17 protein-coding genes are annotated in these 17,535 nt (G+C 61.1%); 5 read left to right on the top strand and 12 right to left on the bottom strand.

From position 1 onward, the window contains the following. Positions 1 to 19: 19 nt before the first annotated feature. The 4 genes from BLT65_RS16540 to norR form a co-directional block, all read right to left on the bottom strand. Entirely contained in the window at positions 20 to 1,543 is a 1,524-nt protein-coding gene (locus BLT65_RS16540; RefSeq protein ID WP_091779195.1) for an efflux transporter outer membrane subunit, read from the bottom strand. Positions 1,544 to 1,578: 35 nt separating this feature from the next. Continuing rightward, positions 1,579 to 2,016, bottom strand: a complete 438-nt coding sequence (locus BLT65_RS16535; RefSeq protein WP_042304250.1) for a MarR family winged helix-turn-helix transcriptional regulator — start codon at positions 2,014 to 2,016, stop codon at positions 1,579 to 1,581. A 185-nt stretch (positions 2,017 to 2,201) separates the two neighbouring features. Further along, on the bottom strand, positions 2,202 to 2,639 hold the full coding sequence (locus tag BLT65_RS16530; RefSeq protein WP_007742890.1) for a MarR family winged helix-turn-helix transcriptional regulator: 438 nt from the start codon (positions 2,637 to 2,639) through the stop codon (positions 2,202 to 2,204). Positions 2,640 to 2,722: 83 nt separating this feature from the next. After that, the gene (gene norR, locus BLT65_RS16525) at positions 2,723 to 4,321 is read right to left on the bottom strand and encodes a nitric oxide reductase transcriptional regulator NorR (RefSeq protein WP_091779193.1); all 1,599 of its coding nucleotides are present in this window, start codon (positions 4,319 to 4,321) and stop codon (positions 2,723 to 2,725) included. A gap of 134 nt (positions 4,322 to 4,455) precedes the next feature. On the opposite strand from norR, the gene hmpA reads away from it, so the two are divergent. Further along, positions 4,456 to 5,637 (top strand): NO-inducible flavohemoprotein, encoded by a 1,182-nt coding sequence (gene hmpA, locus BLT65_RS16520; RefSeq protein WP_091779191.1) that lies wholly within the window; start codon positions 4,456 to 4,458, stop codon positions 5,635 to 5,637. A gap of 107 nt (positions 5,638 to 5,744) precedes the next feature. Here hmpA and catC read toward each other — a convergent pair whose 3' ends face one another. The 3 genes from catC to BLT65_RS16505 all read right to left on the bottom strand — a co-directional run bounded on the left by catC (position 5,745) and on the right by BLT65_RS16505 (position 8,307). After that, positions 5,745 to 6,035: a muconolactone Delta-isomerase gene (gene catC / locus BLT65_RS16515; RefSeq protein ID WP_007586367.1), complete on the bottom strand. Its 291-nt coding sequence runs from the start codon at positions 6,033 to 6,035 to the stop codon at positions 5,745 to 5,747. 120 nt (positions 6,036 to 6,155) lie between these two features. Continuing rightward, positions 6,156 to 7,058 (bottom strand): catechol 1,2-dioxygenase, encoded by a 903-nt coding sequence (gene catA, locus BLT65_RS16510; RefSeq protein ID WP_091779189.1) that lies wholly within the window; start codon positions 7,056 to 7,058, stop codon positions 6,156 to 6,158. A gap of 91 nt (positions 7,059 to 7,149) precedes the next feature. Further along, positions 7,150 to 8,307, bottom strand: a complete 1,158-nt coding sequence (locus BLT65_RS16505; protein ID WP_091779187.1) for a muconate/chloromuconate family cycloisomerase — start codon at positions 8,305 to 8,307, stop codon at positions 7,150 to 7,152. Positions 8,308 to 8,397: 90 nt separating this feature from the next. Between BLT65_RS16505 and BLT65_RS16500 the strand changes: the two genes are divergently transcribed. Next, on the top strand, positions 8,398 to 9,291 hold the full coding sequence (locus BLT65_RS16500; protein WP_091779185.1) for a LysR family transcriptional regulator: 894 nt from the start codon (positions 8,398 to 8,400) through the stop codon (positions 9,289 to 9,291). 57 nt (positions 9,292 to 9,348) lie between these two features. Here the strand turns inward: BLT65_RS16500 and BLT65_RS16495 are convergent, their stop codons facing one another. Together BLT65_RS16495 and BLT65_RS16490 are read right to left on the bottom strand one after the other, a co-directional pair. Then, a complete protein-coding gene (locus BLT65_RS16495) occupies positions 9,349 to 9,846 on the bottom strand; it encodes a hypothetical protein (RefSeq protein ID WP_091779183.1) in 498 nt (165 codons plus the stop codon). 186 nt (positions 9,847 to 10,032) lie between these two features. Further along, on the bottom strand, positions 10,033 to 11,268 hold the full coding sequence (locus BLT65_RS16490) for a YbfB/YjiJ family MFS transporter (protein ID WP_091779182.1): 1,236 nt from the start codon (positions 11,266 to 11,268) through the stop codon (positions 10,033 to 10,035). 330 nt (positions 11,269 to 11,598) lie between these two features. On the opposite strand from BLT65_RS16490, the gene BLT65_RS16485 reads away from it, so the two are divergent. From BLT65_RS16485 to BLT65_RS16475, 3 genes are all read left to right on the top strand, one after another. Then, entirely contained in the window at positions 11,599 to 12,030 is a 432-nt protein-coding gene (locus tag BLT65_RS16485) for a cupin domain-containing protein (protein ID WP_007586358.1), read from the top strand. Positions 12,031 to 12,355: 325 nt separating this feature from the next. Further along, the gene (locus BLT65_RS16480; RefSeq protein WP_091779180.1) at positions 12,356 to 12,796 is read left to right on the top strand and encodes a DUF3331 domain-containing protein; all 441 of its coding nucleotides are present in this window, start codon (positions 12,356 to 12,358) and stop codon (positions 12,794 to 12,796) included. Positions 12,797 to 13,315: 519 nt separating this feature from the next. Then, positions 13,316 to 13,987: an FMN-dependent NADH-azoreductase gene (locus BLT65_RS16475; protein ID WP_091779178.1), complete on the top strand. Its 672-nt coding sequence runs from the start codon at positions 13,316 to 13,318 to the stop codon at positions 13,985 to 13,987. A gap of 77 nt (positions 13,988 to 14,064) precedes the next feature. Here BLT65_RS16475 and BLT65_RS16470 read toward each other — a convergent pair whose 3' ends face one another. The 3 genes from BLT65_RS16470 to BLT65_RS16460 form a co-directional block, all read right to left on the bottom strand. Then, the gene (locus BLT65_RS16470) at positions 14,065 to 14,628 is read right to left on the bottom strand and encodes an RrF2 family transcriptional regulator (protein ID WP_042304259.1); all 564 of its coding nucleotides are present in this window, start codon (positions 14,626 to 14,628) and stop codon (positions 14,065 to 14,067) included. A 105-nt stretch (positions 14,629 to 14,733) separates the two neighbouring features. Then, positions 14,734 to 15,660, bottom strand: coding sequence for a LysR family transcriptional regulator (locus tag BLT65_RS16465; RefSeq protein WP_042304260.1), 927 nt, complete (start codon positions 15,658 to 15,660; stop codon positions 14,734 to 14,736). Between the two features lie 242 nt (positions 15,661 to 15,902). Then, entirely contained in the window at positions 15,903 to 17,372 is a 1,470-nt protein-coding gene (locus BLT65_RS16460) for an NCS1 family nucleobase:cation symporter-1 (RefSeq protein ID WP_091779176.1), read from the bottom strand. Between the last annotated feature and the right edge of the window lie 163 nt (positions 17,373 to 17,535).

The following is a 17,535-nucleotide window of genomic DNA, read 5'->3' as shown; positions in this document are numbered from 1 at the left end:
CAATGCGATGAGGGGCCGCTCACTGCGCAGCGGCAGTAGACGTTTTGGCGGCAGACGTTTCTGTGGTAGAGGCGACGCGCGCGTTCTGATCGGCGTTCGACGTGTCGACGAAACCACCGCCCAGCGCCGACGCAAGCGCGATCTGCTGGTCGCGGCGATCCATGCGCAGGTTGGCGACGGACTGATCGGCGGCGAGCGCATTGACGTCGGCATTCAGTACGGTCAGCTGATTCGTGAGTCCCGCCTTGTATTGCACGAGTGCAAGCTGGTCCGCCTGGCGCGCGGCCGTCTGCGCGGTTTGCGCATCGACGAGTTGGCCGTCCGTCGAACGCACGCCGGCGAGTTGCGTGGCGACTTCGCTCAATGCGGTCACGAGCGTCTGGTTGTACGTTGCGACGGCGTAGTCGAAGTCCGCGTAACGGCCCTTCAGTTGCGCGCGCAGTTCGCCCGCGTCGAAGATGGGCAGATGGATCGCGGGACCCGCCGAGGCCGTGCGGCTCGCCGCCGTCAGGAAGCGGCCAAAGCCGAACGCGTCGAGCCCGATCGCGGCGCTCAGATTGATGTCGGGATAGAACTCGGCCTTCGCTTCCTTCACGTCATGCGTCATCGCATCGACGCGCCAGCGCGCAGCGACGATGTCCGGCCGGCGGCTCACGAGATCGGCGGGCAGGTTGTCGGGCAGATTCACGTCATCGCCGATACCGAGCGTCGGGCGCGCGATCTGCAGGCCACGGTCCGGACCGGCGCCGAGCAGCGCGGCGATCTGATAGCGCGTGGTGAGAATCTGTCCGTCGAGCGCCTTCAGCGCGGCGCGGCTCGTCGCGAGATTCGCCTGCGCGGTCTTGCGTTCGACTTCCGTGTCGAGCCCCGTCGCGATGCGTCCCGCCGTGATGCGGTCGATCTGCTCGCGCTGCGTGATTTCCTGTTGTGCGATATCGCGCAGCACGTAAAGGCGTGCGAGCTGGTTATACGTGCGCGCAATCGACGTGGTGAGCGTCAGCTTGACGACTTCCGCATCGGCCTGGCTCGCCTGCAACTGAGAGATCGCCGCCTTCAGCGCTTCGCGGTTCTTGCCCCACAGGTCGAGATCGTACGAAGCGCTCAACAGGCCCTTGTTCTCCGTCTGCCACGAACCGCCCGTCGGAGGCGGCACCAGCGCCGTGCCCGAATACTGCTGGCGCGTGAGCGAGTAGCTGGCGTCGACGCGCGGCATCGTGCTCGCCTTCGCCGTTTCGCTATACGCCGAAGCCGCTGCGACGCGGGAACGCGCCTGGTCGAGCGTCGGGCTGCTCTTCAGTGCTTCGTCGATCAGCGCCTTCAGTTGCGCGTCGCCGAACTGGTCGGCCCAATCGGCGGCGGGCCAATGACCCTGCCCGGCGGGAATACTCTGCTGCGTCGCGTACTGCTGCGGCTCGGCCGTCTTCGCGTCACTATGGATGCCCGCGTAGTTCACGCATGCCGACAGCACCGCCGCGAACATCACGGAGACACCGACTTTCAGTACACCTGTAACGCGCTGCCTGGCGTTTAATTGATTGCTCATTGTCTGACCTATCAGATAATTGGGTAAAAAAATGCTCAATCGTTGAGGAACTTGCCAAGCAGACGGCGCAGTTCGTCGAATTCGTCTTTGGTGAAGCACTGAAGACGCTCGTTCAGCACATCGGGGGCGATCTCCGCGATGCGCGAAGCGACTTCGCGGCCCGCCTCGGTGAGTTCGAGATTCACGACGCGGCGGTCATCCGCGCTGCGCGTGCGCGTCAGCAAGCCGAGCGTTTCGAGCTTGTCGAGCGTGCGCGTCATCAGGCCCGTGTCGATGCCGAGATGGCGCGACAGCGTGGCCGGCGTCGTGTCGATGCCGCGCAACAGCGACATGAAAATCCCAATGTGGTGCGCCCGCACGTTCAGACCCTTCACCGCTGCATCCATCCGTCCCGTCAAGAGGTTGCGCGCCTTCGTGATCGCGAAACCGACGTTGTCGGTCAAATGAAAATCTTCCTTCGAATAGTGCGACATCTCTGACTCCTCGCTATTTGCACGAACAATAATTGACAGGTCAGATATAGTCAACAGCACTACGACGAAACTCATTGTTTCATCAGATGCAGCAGTTCTTATCGTTCAATCGGATAATGCGGCGGACACGCGCCGCCCGAAGGCGGCGGGAAGGAGGCTCAGGTGGCGCTCAGTCGTTCAGTCGTTCAGTCGCTCAGGAACTTGCGCAGCAGCCGGCGCAGTTCATTCAGCTCGGCCTTGGTGAAGTCTTTCAGGCGCGCATTGAGGACGTCGGGGGCGATTTCGGGAATCTGGTCGGCGACGGCAATGCCGGGTTTGGTCAGCGTCAGGTTGACGACGCGGCGGTCCTCGTCGTCGCGCGAGCGCACCACTAGCCCTTTCGCTTCGAGCTTGTCGAGCATGCGCGTCATCAGGCCGGTGTCGATGCCGAGCATTTTCGACAGTTCGAACGGCGTCGACGCGAGCTTCTGCCGGAGCATCAGCATGATGCCCATTTGCTGGCTGGAGATGTCGAGGTCCTTCAGCGCCGCGTCCATCTCCGTCGTGATCAGGTTGCGCGCCTTCACGAGCTGGTAGCCGACGCTCTCCGTGAGCCTGAAATTGTCTTTGGTGTAGTGACGCACGCGAAGCCTCCTGAACGAACGGCAATCTGACTGACAAATCAGATACTACCAAATCAGTTCTCGGCGGCCCGGCAAATTGTGCGTTATTTCAGGCCAAGACGCCTCGCGAGCCGGTTCAGATTCGCGCGATCCATGCCGAGCGCGCGCGCGACGGCTGCCCAGTTGTGGTTGTTGCGTTCCAGCGCGTCGCTGACGAGCGTGCGCTCGTAGGCGGTGACGGCGCTGCGGAAATCGGTTTCGCTCGCTTCGTCTGCGCCCGTTGAAGCCGAAAGGGACGCAGCTGCTGGCAACTCGCCGCCGTTATTCGCCGACATGCCCAAGTCCGCCGCCGTCAGCGTGAGAATGCGCGGCCGCTCGCGATGACGCGACAGCGCCTTGAACGCGCTGCGGCCGATCATATGCTCGAGCTCGCGCACGTTGCCCGGCCAGTTGTACGAAAGCAGCGCGGTTTGCGCGTCCTGGCCGAGCCGGATGCTGAGCAGCCCGAGCCGCGCCCGGTTCTCTTCGAGGAAGTAGCCCGCGAGCAGCAACACGTCACGTCCGCGCTCGCGCAGCGGCGGCACGCGCAACGGATACACGCTCAGCCGGTGATACAGATCCGCGCGAAAGCGCCCTGCGCGCACTTCTTCGGCGAGATCGCGATTGGTCGCGGCGATGAGCCGCACGTCCACCTTGTGCTCGCTATCCGAGCCGATACGCTGCAACTGGCCGTTCTGCAACACGCGCAGCAGCTTGGCCTGCACGCCGACCGGCAACTCGCCGACCTCGTCGAGAAACAGCGTGCCACCGTCGGCAAGTTCGAACTTGCCGCGCCGGTCCGACGACGCACCCGAGAATGCGCCGCGCACGTGCCCGAACAACTCGCTTTCGACGAGCGTATCCGGCAGCGCCGCGCAGTTCAGGCTGATCATCGGCTTATTGGCGCGCGGCGAGCCGCTGTGAATCGCGTTCGCGACCAGTTCCTTGCCGACACCCGTTTCGCCCGTCACGAGCACGGTCAGCTCGCTGTTTGCGACCACGCGGATTTCGTTGACCAGCTGCTGATGCGCCGTGCTGCTGCCGATCAGCTCGCGGCTGCTCTGCCCGCTTGCCTGGCGGTACGCCTCCGCACGCTGCCGCTCTTCCTCCGTGTTGCGCTCGAGCGTATCGATGCGCTCCGCGACGCTCACCGTCGCCGCCGCGAGACTCAGAAACGCCTGCAGCGTGTTCATGTCGATGCTGTCGAAACGCTCGGGGTCGAGCGAGTCGAGCGTCAGCAAGCCCCACGGCCTGCCGCCGATCAGCAGCGGACAGCCGAGGCAGTCATGCACTTCGAGATGGCCGCTCACGCCCTGCACAAGGCCGTCATACGGATCGGGTAAATCGGAATCGGCGGGAAAACGCGTGGGCTCTTCACTCGATAGCAGCGCTTCGAAACGCGGATGGTCGCTCACGCGAAAGCGGCGGCCGAGGGTGTCGCCCGACAGGCCGTCGATGGCGAGCGGCACGAGGGTGTCGTCATCGAGACGCAACAGGGCTGCTGCATCGCCGGGGAACAGCGTGCGCAGCGTCGTCAGAAGACGGCGATAGCGCTCGAGCTCCGGCAGGTCGCGCGACAGGTCCTCGACCAGCGGAATCAGCGCGTCGAGCACCTCGGATGCAGTCAGTTTAACCTCTGATGAGGTCGTTTTAACCCTTGTCATATTCACGTCTGATGTTTCTAAGCCGCTGATTTTACGGTTGTTTGAAGCTGGCCCGATAGATGCATAAGAGATTACCCGAAGCCCGCCGAATTCGCGCGGGACCACCACTCACCCCAACTGCGAGGAATCAACACATGCTGTCAGCCGAACATCGCGCAATCGTCAAGGCAACTGTTCCGCTGCTCGAAAGCGGCGGCGAAGCGCTCACCACGCACTTCTACAAGACCATGCTGGCGGAGTACCCGAGTGTGCGCCCGCTGTTCAACCAGGCGCACCAGCAATCGGGCGATCAGCCGCGCGCGCTCGCGAATGCGGTGCTGATGTACGCGCGTCATATCGATCAACTCGAACAACTCGGCGGACTGGTTTCGCAGATCGTCAACAAGCACGTCGCGCTCAACATCCTGCCCGAGCATTATCCGATCGTCGGCGCATGTCTGCTGCGCGCGATCCGCGAAGTGCTCGGAGCGGAAATCGCCACGGATGCCGTGATCGAAGCGTGGGGCGCCGCATATCAGCAACTGGCCGACCTGCTGATCGGCCTCGAAGAGAATGTCTATGTCGAGAAGGAAACCGCAACGGGCGGCTGGCGCGGCACGCGGCCATTCGTGGTGGCGCGCAAGGTCAAGGAGAGCGACGAGATCACGTCGTTCTATCTGCGCCCCGCCGACGGCGGCGAGCTGCTCGAATTCCATCCGGGCCAGTACATCGGCCTGAAGCTGATCGTCGATGGTGAAGAGATTCGCCGCAACTATTCATTGTCGGCTGCGGCAAACGGCCGCGAATATCGGATCAGCGTGAAGCGCGAGCCGAACGGCAAGGCGTCGAACTATCTGCATGACTCGGTGAATGAAGGCGCGACACTGGACCTGCTCACACCGTCGGGCGACTTCACGCTGGAGCACAACGACAAGCCGCTGGTGCTGATCAGCGGTGGCGTTGGTATCACGCCGACGCTCGCGATGCTGAACGCCGCGCTGCAAACGTCGCGTCCCATTCACTTCATTCATGCCACGCGTCACGGCGGCGTGCATGCGTTCCGCGACCATATCGACGAACTGGCTGCGCGTCATCCGCAACTCAAGCGCTTCTATGTGTATGAGAAGCCGCGTCAGCACGACGACGCGTATCACGCGGAAGGCTATATCGACGAAGCTCGTCTGATCGAATGGCTGCCGGCTTCGCGTGATGTGGATGTGTACTTCCTCGGACCCAAGTCGTTCATGCAGGCGGTGAAGCGCCATCTGAAGACGATTGGCGTGCCGGAAAAGCAGACCCGCTACGAGTTCTTCGGTCCCGCTTCCGCGCTCGATTGATATAGCGTTTTTGTTGTAGTGGTTGTTGTTGTCTGTTGAGGCTACCCTGGTAGTGCTTTGGAAGAGACGGTACTCCGCGTCTCTTCCTTTTTTATTTGTGCCAGCGCCTAGCGATCGTCTTCGTGAATCGACGAAGGATGGCGGCACATCGCATCCACCGTCACTTCCATGTACGGATAAAGCGGCAACTGCATGAGGATCTCATTGAGCTGCGCGGGGCTTTCCACGTCGAACACGCTGAAATTCGCGTACAGGCCCGCAATGCGCCAAAGATGCCGCCAGATGCCTTCCTTTTGCAGACGCTGCGCCAGGGCCTTTTCTGTGGCCTTCAATTCATTGGCGCGCTCGACAGGCATATCGGGCGGCAGCTTAACGACCATCTTCACGTGAAATAGCATTCGTGGACTCCCTGTAGATTCATTGCAGTTGCGCGGCTTCCACTGCATGCCGCGCTTTCAAACAACGCGGCCACCTCGAACGGCGGCCGCATTCATACACTTTCAGCGATACCGCTGATATCAGGCGCGCACGCGTTCCACTTCGCTCGTCGGCACGTTGTCGCGTTCCTTGACGAGGCTGAAGTCGAAGTCGATCAACGCGAACTGGCCGTCGATGCCATACGGCTTGCCCGTTGCGCCCTCTTCCTTCTTGACGGCGGGCACGAGACCTTCACGCGTTGCGAACGCGAAGTCGTCCCACAGATACGGATCGCCTTCGATGTTGATCTGCGTGGTCAGCTTGCGATAACCGGGTGCCGACACGAAGAAGTGAATATGCGCCGGGCGATGACCGTGACGACCAAGCAGATCGAGCAGTTGCTGCGTCTTGCCTTGCGGCGGCACGCTATAGCCGATCGGCACCACGCTGCGGAAGCTGTACGTGCCGTTTTCGTCGGTACGGATCGAGCGTCGCAGATTGAATTCGGCCTGCGACTTGTCGAAGTGCGAGTAGTTGCCCAGATGGTTCGCGTGCCACACTTCGACCAGCGCGCCGCGTACCGGCTCGCCGTTTTCGGCGAGAACACGGCCGCGCATCACCAGCGTTTCGCCCGGTTCGTTGCCATTGTCGAGCCGTGCATGGCCCGTCGATTCCGGCGCGCCCGCCACATACAGCGGACCTTCGATCGTGCGCGGCGTGCCGCCCTGGAGGCCTGCCTTGGCTTCCGCTTCGTCGAGACGCACGTCGAGGAAGTGCTCGAAGCCGAGACCCGCCGCCAGCAGACCCAGCTCACCGCTTTGGCCCGCTTCGCCGAGATAGTTCAGCGCTGACCAGAATTCGTTCGGCGTCACGTCGAGTTCGTCGATCGTGATGAACAGATCGCGGATGATGCGGTTGACCACCTGCTTCGTGCGGGCATTACCTTCGTGCGTGGCGCTTTCGTTGATCTTGTTCAACAGGGCGTCGATGGTTTTGATGTCCATGGGGATGTCTCCTTTTAGTCCAATCACTGATGACGATGCCAAATGTGCTTAGGGCGGTTCTTAAGGCGCTGCGGATTCAGCACCGCCATTGCTAACCTTTGACCACACTCGCGCCATGCTTCGAATCGCGGCGCAGTCTCCCGATCTTGTCGAGGTCGAGTTGAATGCCGAGTCCCGGGCCTTGCGGCAATTGCAACGAGAAGTTCTCGTAGCGCAGCGGCTCGGTGAGAATTTCCTGTGTGAGAAGCAACGGCCCGAACAGCTCAGTGCCCCACTTCAATTCGCGGAACGTGCTGAACAGTTGCGCCGAAGCGATCGTGCCGACCGCGCCTTCCAGCATCGTGCCGCCGTACAGGTCGACGCCCGCAGCAAGCGCAATCGCCGCCACGCTTGCCGCGCCCGTCAGGCCGCCCGATTGCGCGATCTTCACGGCGAATACATCGGCCGCATGCTCGCTGGCGACATCGAATGCATCGACGGGACCATGCAGCGCCTCGTCGGCCATGATGGGCACTTTCGAGTGATGCGTGAGACGCTTGAGGCCGCGGCGGTCGTCGGCGGCGATGGGTTGCTCGATCAGATTGCAGCCCGCGTCCGCGAGGCGTTCGCACGCCCACAGCGCTTCCGCCTGGCTCCACGCCTGATTCACGTCGACGCGGACTTCGGCGTGGTCGCCCACGGCCGCCTTGATCGCTGCGACGTGCGCGATGTCCTCAGCCGGTGCGCGCGTGCCGATCTTCAGCTTGAACACGCGGTGCCGCTTCATTTCCAGCATCTGATGCGCTTCGTCGATATCGCGGCCCGTGTCGCCGCTCGCCAGCGTCCATGCGACTTCGACGGAATCCGTCACGCGGCCGCCGAACAGCTCCGACAGCGGCACGCCGAAACGCTGTGCCTGCGCGTCGAACAACGCGGTTTCGATCGCGCACTTCGCAAAGCGGTTGCCCTGGAAGCATTCGCGCAGCTTCGCCATCGCCTGGCCGGGACGGGTCGCGTCCATGCCCTTGAGCAGCGGCGCGAAATAGGTGTCGATGTTGGTCTTGATGCTTTCGGGGCTTTCCTCGCCATACGCGAGACCGCCGATCGTGGTCGCCTCCCCCCAGCCCGTTATACCATCCGCGCATTGAATGCGGATCAGCACAAGTGCCTGGCAATTCATCGTGGCGACCGACAGGCGGTGCGGGCGAATCGTCGGAACATCGACGAGAATAGTCTCTACAGCTTGTATCTGAACGGCGCTTGGTATCATACGGCTCTCCTGCTGATGTGCCCATACTAGGGGTGCCGGCAGAATCCGTCCAAGTCCGATTAAGTCTATTTCCATACCTTCGGGGCATAGATGGAACTGCGTCAACTTCGCTATTTCGTGGCGGTCGCCGAGGAAAGGAACTTCACCCGGGCCGCCGAGCGCCTGAACATGACGCAGCCGCCGCTCTCGCGGCAGATCCAGCAGATCGAAGACACGGTGGGGCTTGCGCTGTTCGAACGCGGCGCGCGCCCGCTCAAGCTGACGGAAGCCGGGCGCGTCTTTTATGCGCAGGCCAAGCGCCTGCTCGAAGAAAGCGATGAGTTGCTGCCGCTCACGCGGCGGCTTGCGCAACTCGCGGAGCGCATCGTGATCGGTTTCGTGCCGTCCACGCTGTATGGCCCGCTGCCCGACGTGATCCGCGCGTTTCGGGAAGCCGCGCCCCTGATCCAGATTTCGCTGATCGAAATGTTTACGATCGAGCAGCTGAGCGCGCTCAAGGGCGGACGCATCGACGTGGGCTTTGGCAGGCTGCGTTTCGACGAATCGCAACTGGCGCGCGAAGTGCTCGTCGAGGAACCGTTGATTGCCGCCTTGCCTGCGGGCCACGCGCTCGCCGACGTGGCGCAACTGACGCTCGACGCGCTGTCGAAAGAAACGCTGATCATCTATCCGTCGACGCCGCGCCCGAGCTACGCGGATCAGCAGTTGTCCGCGTTCCGCGACCACGCCGTCGAACCGACCGCCGTTCACGAGGTACGGGAACTGCAGACGGCATTAGGACTCGTTGCCGCTCAAGTGGGCGTGTGTCTCGTGCCGGAGAGTGTGCGGGGTTTGCGGGCCCGCGGCGTGACCTATCGGTCGATCGAGGAAACGAATGTGTCGTCGCCGATCATCATGAGCCGGCGTTTGCAGGATCAAAGCTCTACGACAGAACTGTTCTGCTCGATCGCGCGCGATCTGTTCAAGAGGCCGTTAGCCGTCTAGAAGTCGATGCAGAGCATTCGGGAAATGCAGTACGTGAGAGGTTCTTTAAGGCTGCTTTCAAGGCCGCTGGATGTTTGCGTCGTCGTCATGCCATGACGCGATATCGACGGCGGCGGGACGCGTGACGCGCGACAACCCCAATGCGAGCAGAGCGCCTGCCTTGAGCACGCATTCCACGAGCGATTGCGTAAAGATCCACGCCGACTGGTTCAGTTCGACGGGCAGGCCCGGCACGATGGCGACGAGGCTCAGTCCGCAAAGAAACGAAAAGATCCATTGCGCGCGCCTCGTTCCACGCGCGGCTGCCACGCCGATCACGATCCACGCAATCTTCGCCAGTGCGAGGGCCGCGATGCCCAGATCGCCAGCGGAAGGATCGAACTCCGCAGGCGTTTCGATCAGCGACCAGCCGCACACGCCGAGAATCAGCAGACGCGGTATCAGCGCGAGCCGCGTGCTGCCGCGTGCCAACGACAGCGGCAACACGCCTTCGGGACGCTGCGCATCGGCGTCATCCGTGGCGTTCCGGAACGGACGGTCCACGCCTGCCTTCACGTTCGAAACCTCCGCGTCGATACACGCACGTCATTGCGAAACTGGAAGTGGGAATTGTCGGTCGCTGAACGCGTGAGCGGTAGTTAATCCTTGTTAACGTGACTCACGCGAGGCGCCCCGCGATCTTCTTTAAACGACCTGATCGGGTGCGCTTTTCAAACGATGAGTAACGCTGCGATTTTTGCCTTATCGGTTGTTCCGTTTTTGACCAGGCTTTCGTGCAAGCAACGGCGCGACGCAGTCGACCAGGACGACGAACACGAGCGCCACCGCGCCAATCGCAAAGAGTAGGCGATGGTTGCCACCGCTGCTATTGAACAATGCCGAATACGTGTAGCCCGCGAGCGCCTGAAATGCCGCAAACGTCGTCGTGGCGCGGCTCCATGCCCTGTGCTGCCCGGCATGATCGTGCGGCAGGACTTCATGGACGCGCGCAAGCATCATCGGCACGATGCCCGGCGGAAAGCTGCCGATGACCAGTGTCAGCACGCCGATCACGATCTGATTGCTGGACATCGCGAACGCTGCGACCACGACGATCTGCAACAGCGTAAGCGCGCGGATTGCAAAGCGCCCGCCTAGGCGATCGGCCATGAATCCATATACGGGCGCGCCGAAAATGGCACCAACGCCATACAGAATCCAATATGCCGCACCGACATGCGCGCCCGCGCCAAGTCCGCGCGCAATGAAATCGACCAGGAAAACCATCGTGGGAACAAGGCCGACCGCCATCAACGCGTACTCGGCGTAGAGCACACGAACTGTCGACGGGTTGTGCGGCTTCGCAGTTGGAGCGGCGTGCGCGGAATGCGCGTGCGCTTTCGTCGCCGACGGCCATCCGTACCACGTTGCCAGCGTCAAAGCCGCGGAGAGGATCGCGATGCCGATCCACGTGTTGTGCAAGCCGAGATTGAGCAGCAACGGGACGATCGTCCCCGAAGCCGCAATGCCGACGCCAAGGCCCAGAAAGATCGCACCGCTTGCGAGACCCTTACGATCCGCCGGCACATGCGGCAGCACCGTTGCAGCGACCAGCACCATGATCGCGCCGCCCGCGACGCCCGACAGTAATCTCCAGAAGAAGAACCACGCGACGGAGACGGGAAACGCGCACGCCAGAAAGGTCACCGTGACCAGCACCATCATGGCCCGCAACGTATGTGTGTTCGTCAGACGATGCGCGACCGGACGGCCGAGCAACGCACCGAGCAGATACCCGGCAAGATTCGCTGCGCCCAGGTACACCACGTCCGATGCGGCGAACCAGCGCGCCTGAATGAGCGGCGGAATCAGCGGTGTATAGGCGAAGCGCGCCAGCCCGATGCCGACGAGGCTCGCGCAGAAGCCCGCGAAGATGTGCCGCCATACGGCAGTTTGACCGTTGGCAGATGTTGTTGGAAGTGAAGCATCGGTGGACATGAGTATGGATTCCGCTTGAGGCCGCGCGACGCGTGGCAGTTTTGTCATGTTCGGGTCATTTTCCCGCCATCTTTGACATAGTTGTCAATTTCGCGAATTCTAGACACAGATGACAAAGATGGCAAGAATCCATTCCGTGAAAATGGAAATCGCAAGGAGGTGAACGTACGTTCCGTTGCATGCCGTCAAAAAAGCGTTTACTCTCCGAACTACGACTTTGTTAGTCGTAGTTAAAACGTCTGCATAACATAGCCGTCATGCAGACGATGCCGGCCTGGCCCGCTTGCTGCGCGGCGCCATTGCAAACCATTCATTCTTCGGAGAGTTAAAGTGAATTTCGTTCAGACCGTTCTTGCCTCCACGGCGGCAGCCTGCATCGCACTGACGGCGCCTCACGCGGCGCACGCGCATGGTGTCGATGGGCCGCGCGAGCACATCAGCCCGGCGTTCCAGACGCCGATTGCAAATGTGCCCGGCAAGACCATGACGGCCATCGTCGTCGACTACAAACCGGGCGGCGTGTCGCCGTCGCATCGTCATGGTCAGGCATTCGTGGTCGGCTACGTGCTGCAGGGCGAGATCCGAAGCAAGGTCGACGATGGCGAAGCGCGCGTGTATCACGCAGGTGAAAGCTGGACAGAAGCACCGGGCGTGCATCACATGGTCAGCGAAAACGCAAGCAAGACGAAGCCTGCAAAGCTGCTCGCCATCTTTGTCGCTGACGACAACGATAAAGACCTCGTCACATGGGACAAGAAGTAATGGCAATACATCTTTAAGCCGACATGCTTGCTTTACATATAGTTAGCGCAGGCTTTATCGGGCGTTAAGAAAAGACACCTGAAGTGGAAAGTATTACGTTGCACTTTCCGGTTAACAACGCTTAACTTGCTGTATGGCCGCCTGAACGTCCAATATAGAGTCACGGCGCGTTGATGTCGGGACTCGGTTTCGCGTATCGCTGCGCGCCATGCAGGCAAGTCGCTGATCTGCCTTGCGAGCCACACCGTACAACACTGTTGACGTCAGCAGCAGCACCTCGGCCGCGAAGGAGCGTGCCGCCAGCCAAACTCTGTGACGGAGGTGAATGATGACTCGTCCGGTTGAAGAAGATATCGTTAGACGCGCATTGGTAGGCGTCCTGATGCCCACACCCATTGAATCTGCCAGGAAAGCACAATACGGTCCAAAAAAGAAATTTCGCATGACCAAGCGGCCACCGCCTGAAGCGTTAGAGCCTGTCGAGGTCGAGCCACCGCCGGCGCATATCTCCATTCTTGAACAGCTGTCATCGAAGACACTTAGCGTGTGCTGGAGCGATCCACGCTCAGGTCATTACGCGGATCAGGTATGGCGAATCGGTCTCGCACGCATGGACTCGTTCTGCGTGCTGACGGGTATGCCGATCCGGCGTGGCGACCCGGTGTTTCGACCGAGGGCTTGCGAAAGCTATTTCCCCGCTAACCGCGACAGGATGATTCTGGCATCCGCCGTGCCGTCCTGTCCGAGCGCAATCATGCTCGATTGATGTCACATACACGTTCTTGTGTGTGCGGCGAAAAACCTGAACAAACCTTAAACGCCACAGGCTGTGAAGCTCCGGCGCTTCCACATATTGGTGCTGCGCGTCGTCGATTGACGCATGCGCTTCACGCGGCAACATTCGTTGCACGCGCAGCATCCATCCTTCTGTGTACGCATGGCCTGTTATGGCGTTGCGTTCCTTTGTCATACGCATGACTTTTGCAAGGGTTACGCGAAAAGCGCCCATTCGCCCATTCGATGGCACGGCGGCACCGAGGTGAAACCTGCGTCGCAACCGCAGTCGTCCCGCGCAACACTGAATCCCGTTTTTCTCTCTTATCAGCCCGTCGCGCTGCGCAACAACCCCGCAATGCCTTGCTGCGTAAGGCGTTCGCCGCTTTCCTGCGCCCCGTCGAAATGCACGCGCGTCCACCCGCGCTCGCGCCCCCTCTGTTGCGCACTGCGGGCAAACTCTCTATCCTCACAACTACGACAACTTTGATCGCAGTTACTGGAGATCCAGATGAAAATTTTCCACGTCGATTCGAGCGCCAAGCGCGAACGGTCCAACTCCCGCGCCCTGTCGCGCCAGTTCATCGAAAACCTGCGCGCCGAGGGCGTGGATGTCGAGCTCGACTATCTGGACGTCACGGTCGATACGCCGCCGCACGTCACCGAGGCCTTTGCCATCGCGACCTACAAGGAAGAGCACGAGCGCACGGCTGAGATGCGCGCTACGCTGGCCGCCTCCGACGCGCTCTGCAAACGGCTGCTCGAAGCCGACGCGTTCGTGTTTGCGATGCCGATGTACAACTGGTCGATGCCTTCGGCATTCAAGGCGTTCATCGACAGCGCCACGCGTCCCGGCATTACCTACAAGGCGGACGCGGCCGGAAACATCGTCGGCCAGTTGAGCCGTCAGAAGGTGCTGTTCATCACGACGCGCGGCGCAGATTTGCGTCCCGGGAACCCGTTTTCGTCGATGGATGCGCTGACGCCGGCGCTCAAAGCCGCATTTGCTTTCATCGGTGCCAACGATCCGCGCTTCGTTGATGCACAGCCATTGCAGTTCTCCGATCAGGAAGCGCGCATCGAGGCGCTGAAACGCGCGCACGCCGAGCTGGCAAGCGTCGCAGCCGATTGGGCCGCATGGGAGCGTGCGCGCGTGGGCAGCGAGTTGCAAGAGACGGCGTAATCGTCAGCACAAAGCCGCAAAACAAAAAGGCCGCAGCTTTCAAGGCTGCGGCCTTTGTCATGTCAACGGCGTGTCGCTCAGGAACGCGCGCCGGGCGTTGAACCACTGCGCGAACCACCACGCTCGCGCCGCCTGCCCGTCGTGCGGCCGTCCAGCCACTTCACGACTTGCGGGCCATAGGTGCGCGGCGCCTTTGCCGTCGTGCGGACCGCCAGGTCCTCCAGCGATTGCGATGCCAGCGCCTCGCGCATGCGCTTCTCGGCGTTCTGCATCACGGCATGAATCGAGCACACGCCGCTCGTCGCCCACGTTGGCGCGGTCTCGCCGAACACCGCACAGCGCGTGCGCACTTCCCGGCACTCGAACAAGGACTTGTCGCCATCGATCGCCGTCACCACGTCGAGCACCGAAATCTGGTTTGCCGGACGCGCGAGCGCAAAACCGCCCTTCGCCCCTTCCGTTGCAATGACCAGCCCGGCCTTATGTAATTTCGTAAACAGCTTCGCGACGTAGTCGGCGGGCACGCCTTGCAGTTCCGCCAGATCGCGCACACTCGCTTCGGCCACGCCGCCGGGCGCCGCTTCCGTCAAAAAAAGCAGGCAGTGCAACCCATATTCGACGCCTGCGCTGATATGAGACATAGCCACTCCGACAAGTACAATCGGAGTTAGGCTACCCGCTTTTGCAAGCCGGTGCAACCGGCGTCACGGAAGGTCTATTAAAGTCTGAACAATCGAAGCCCGTCGCTAAAGCGGGCGCAGACTGTCGAGCGGATGCAGTTCGAGCGTATCGTCGACCGACAGTTCGCGCGCGATGAAGTCGATAAACGTGCCAACGCGGCGGCTCGGCACCGCGCCCGCATAGACGGCGAACAGATCGACGCGCTCGCCGATGAAAGAATCAAGCGCCGTTTCGAGTCGGCCCGACATCAGTTCATGATAGATATCCCAGCGGTTCTTCAGTATCACGCCGTAGCCATGCACGGCCCATTCGCGCAATACGCCGCCGTCGCTCGCCACACGGTTGCCAGACACTCTCACCGCAATCTGCTTGCCGTCGACGACGAACGGCCAGTTCGAAAACGGCGCATCGGGACGCGCGAGAATCAGGCAGTTGTGCGAAGACAATTGCGCCGGGTGCATCGGCTTGCCATGCGTCGCCCAATACGACGGCGCGGCGCATACCACACGCGGCCCCGTCAGCAACAGCCGCGCCTTGAGCCGCGAGTCGATCAGCGGGCCGTTGCGCAGCGCGAGATCCAGATGTTGATCGACGAGATCGACATGGCCATCCGTCAGCAGCAGCGACACCTGCACTTGCGGATGCTCGCTCATGAACTTGTCGAGCAATGGTACGACGCGTGTGCGGCCGAAATCGTTGCTGGCGGTCAGCCGGATCGGCCCGTTCAATGGACCGTCTTCGCGCAGGCTCAGAATTGCGGCATCCCAATCCGCGAGTACGCGGCGCGCGTCGTCGAGAAAGCGCTGACCTTCATGGGTAAAGGCGAGGCGGCGAGTCGTGCGCATGATTAGGCGCGCGCCCACTTCCTCTTCCAGCTTTTGCAGCGCGAGCGTGACTGTCGATGTCGACACCGTGCTCTTTCGCGCGGCCGCGGAAAAGCTCCCGGCCTCGGCGATTTCGACAAACAGCCTTAACGCGTCAAGCCGGTCCATCTTCGTGTCCGTTCGAAAGTCGTAGCAGTATGGAGTTATTTCGATTCGGTGGCCTTGCCGCCATATACGGTCGGATATGCACGCATATAACGACAGTGGCCCGCCATCGCACGTCGCGAATCGACTCCTGAGTATCGAATACTTTGATCGGTCTCTAAAGACAAACTAGCGCTTAAATCGGTCCATAACGCTATTGCGTCAGTATTCGTGCTATCGCGCCAATGCGGCCGGTTTCAGTTGCGTCAGGTTCTGTGGGCAGCGCGCATCATCCCAACGTAGAGAACCGCGCCCGCCACCGCGCCGATCAGCCAGCCAAAGTTGTTTTCAGGCAGGACGTGCAGTAGTTGTGTACACAATTCCCAGCCAATAGAAATGCAGCCCGACAGCACGAGCGCCGCGACGCCGACCTTGTTCCAGCCACCGTCGTAATAGAAGCGGCCCGTCGACGACATCGTGTACAACTCGGCCGTTTGCACCTGCTGTTTTTTGATCAGATAGAAGTCGGCCATCATCACGCCATAGAGCGGCGCAAGCACGGCGCCGAACACGCTGACGAAAATCGTAATGGCCTTGGGACTGTCGACGAATATCCACGGGCACACGAGTACCGCGAGAATGGAAGCGATCAGGCCGCCGCGCTTGAAATCGACATGTTTGGGGAAAAGATTCGCGATGTCGTAGGCGGGCGAAACGAAATTGGCGACGATATTGATGCCCATTGTCGCCACGATAAACGTGACGCTGCCGATCACCACGGCCACCTTGTTCTGGATGTGCGCGACGATCGCCACCGGGTCCATGATCATCGAGCCGAACACGGTCGCGCTACCCGAAGTCACGATCACCGTGATGATCGCGAACACGATGAAATTGACGGGCAGCCCCAAAAAGTTGCCGACCTTCATTTGATGTTCGCTTTTCGCAAAGCGCGAGAAATCGCCGAAATTCAACAGCAACGCAGCGAAATAGCTGACGACGAGCAGCACGGCATTGCCCATGCCCGCGAACTGTTCCGCGCCTGTTAGCGCTTTACCGCCGAGCGTCAGATTCAAACTGCCAAGCCCGGCCTGCGAGAGTATCCACGCCATCAAGACGAACATCACCACATACACGGCCGGCCCGCAAAAGTCGATGAACTTGCGGATCGTCTCCATGCCGCGTTGAAAGATCACTAACTGGAAGAACCACATGAACAGGAAGCTCACCCACCCCAAACCGTCCAGGCGCAGAAAGCTGAAGCCTTGCAATGCCGTCGATGCTGGAAGAAACAAAACCAGCAGCGTCGCGACCGCTTTCGAAGCGAAGTAAGTTTGCACGCCATACCAGACGATACCGACCACGCCGCGAATCACGGCGGCGAGGTTCGCGCCCATCACGCCCATGCTCACGCGCGCCATGACCGGGAACGGAATGCCGTGCATATAGCTCGGCTTGCCCACCCAGTTCATCAGCATGTAGACGACGAGAATGCCGACCGTCAGCGCAATCAGCACCTGCCAGCCGGAAATACCGAGCAGAAACAGACTCGCAGCGAACGTATAGCCGCCGACGCTATGCACGTCGGACATCCACATCGCGAAGATGCTATAGCCCGTCCACGTGCGCCGGGCGTGCGGCACGGGCGCTAGATCGTGATTGTGCAGACGCGAATCGACCTGTTCGCCGGAATCGCCAAGACCGTGCGGCGCATCGAAAAGCGGTGACGAAGACATGGCTCCCCCCTGCTGGTTGAAGCATGGCCGTCTTCTGAAGACCGCCATGATCTGACGATGCGACGTGGCGCGCAGGCACGGTCTACCACAAGCCCGATGGGAGTCGCGTCTCGCGATGAAGGGTCTTGTTTCTGCAATATAGATTGTTTTAGTAATAAAAGCG

The sequence above is a fragment of the Paraburkholderia steynii genome, assembly GCF_900100565.1.
Lineage (GTDB): Bacteria > Pseudomonadota > Gammaproteobacteria > Burkholderiales > Burkholderiaceae > Paraburkholderia > Paraburkholderia terrae.
Note: the sequence above shows the minus strand (reverse complement) of the source record. Positions and strands in the feature narration are given on the sequence as shown.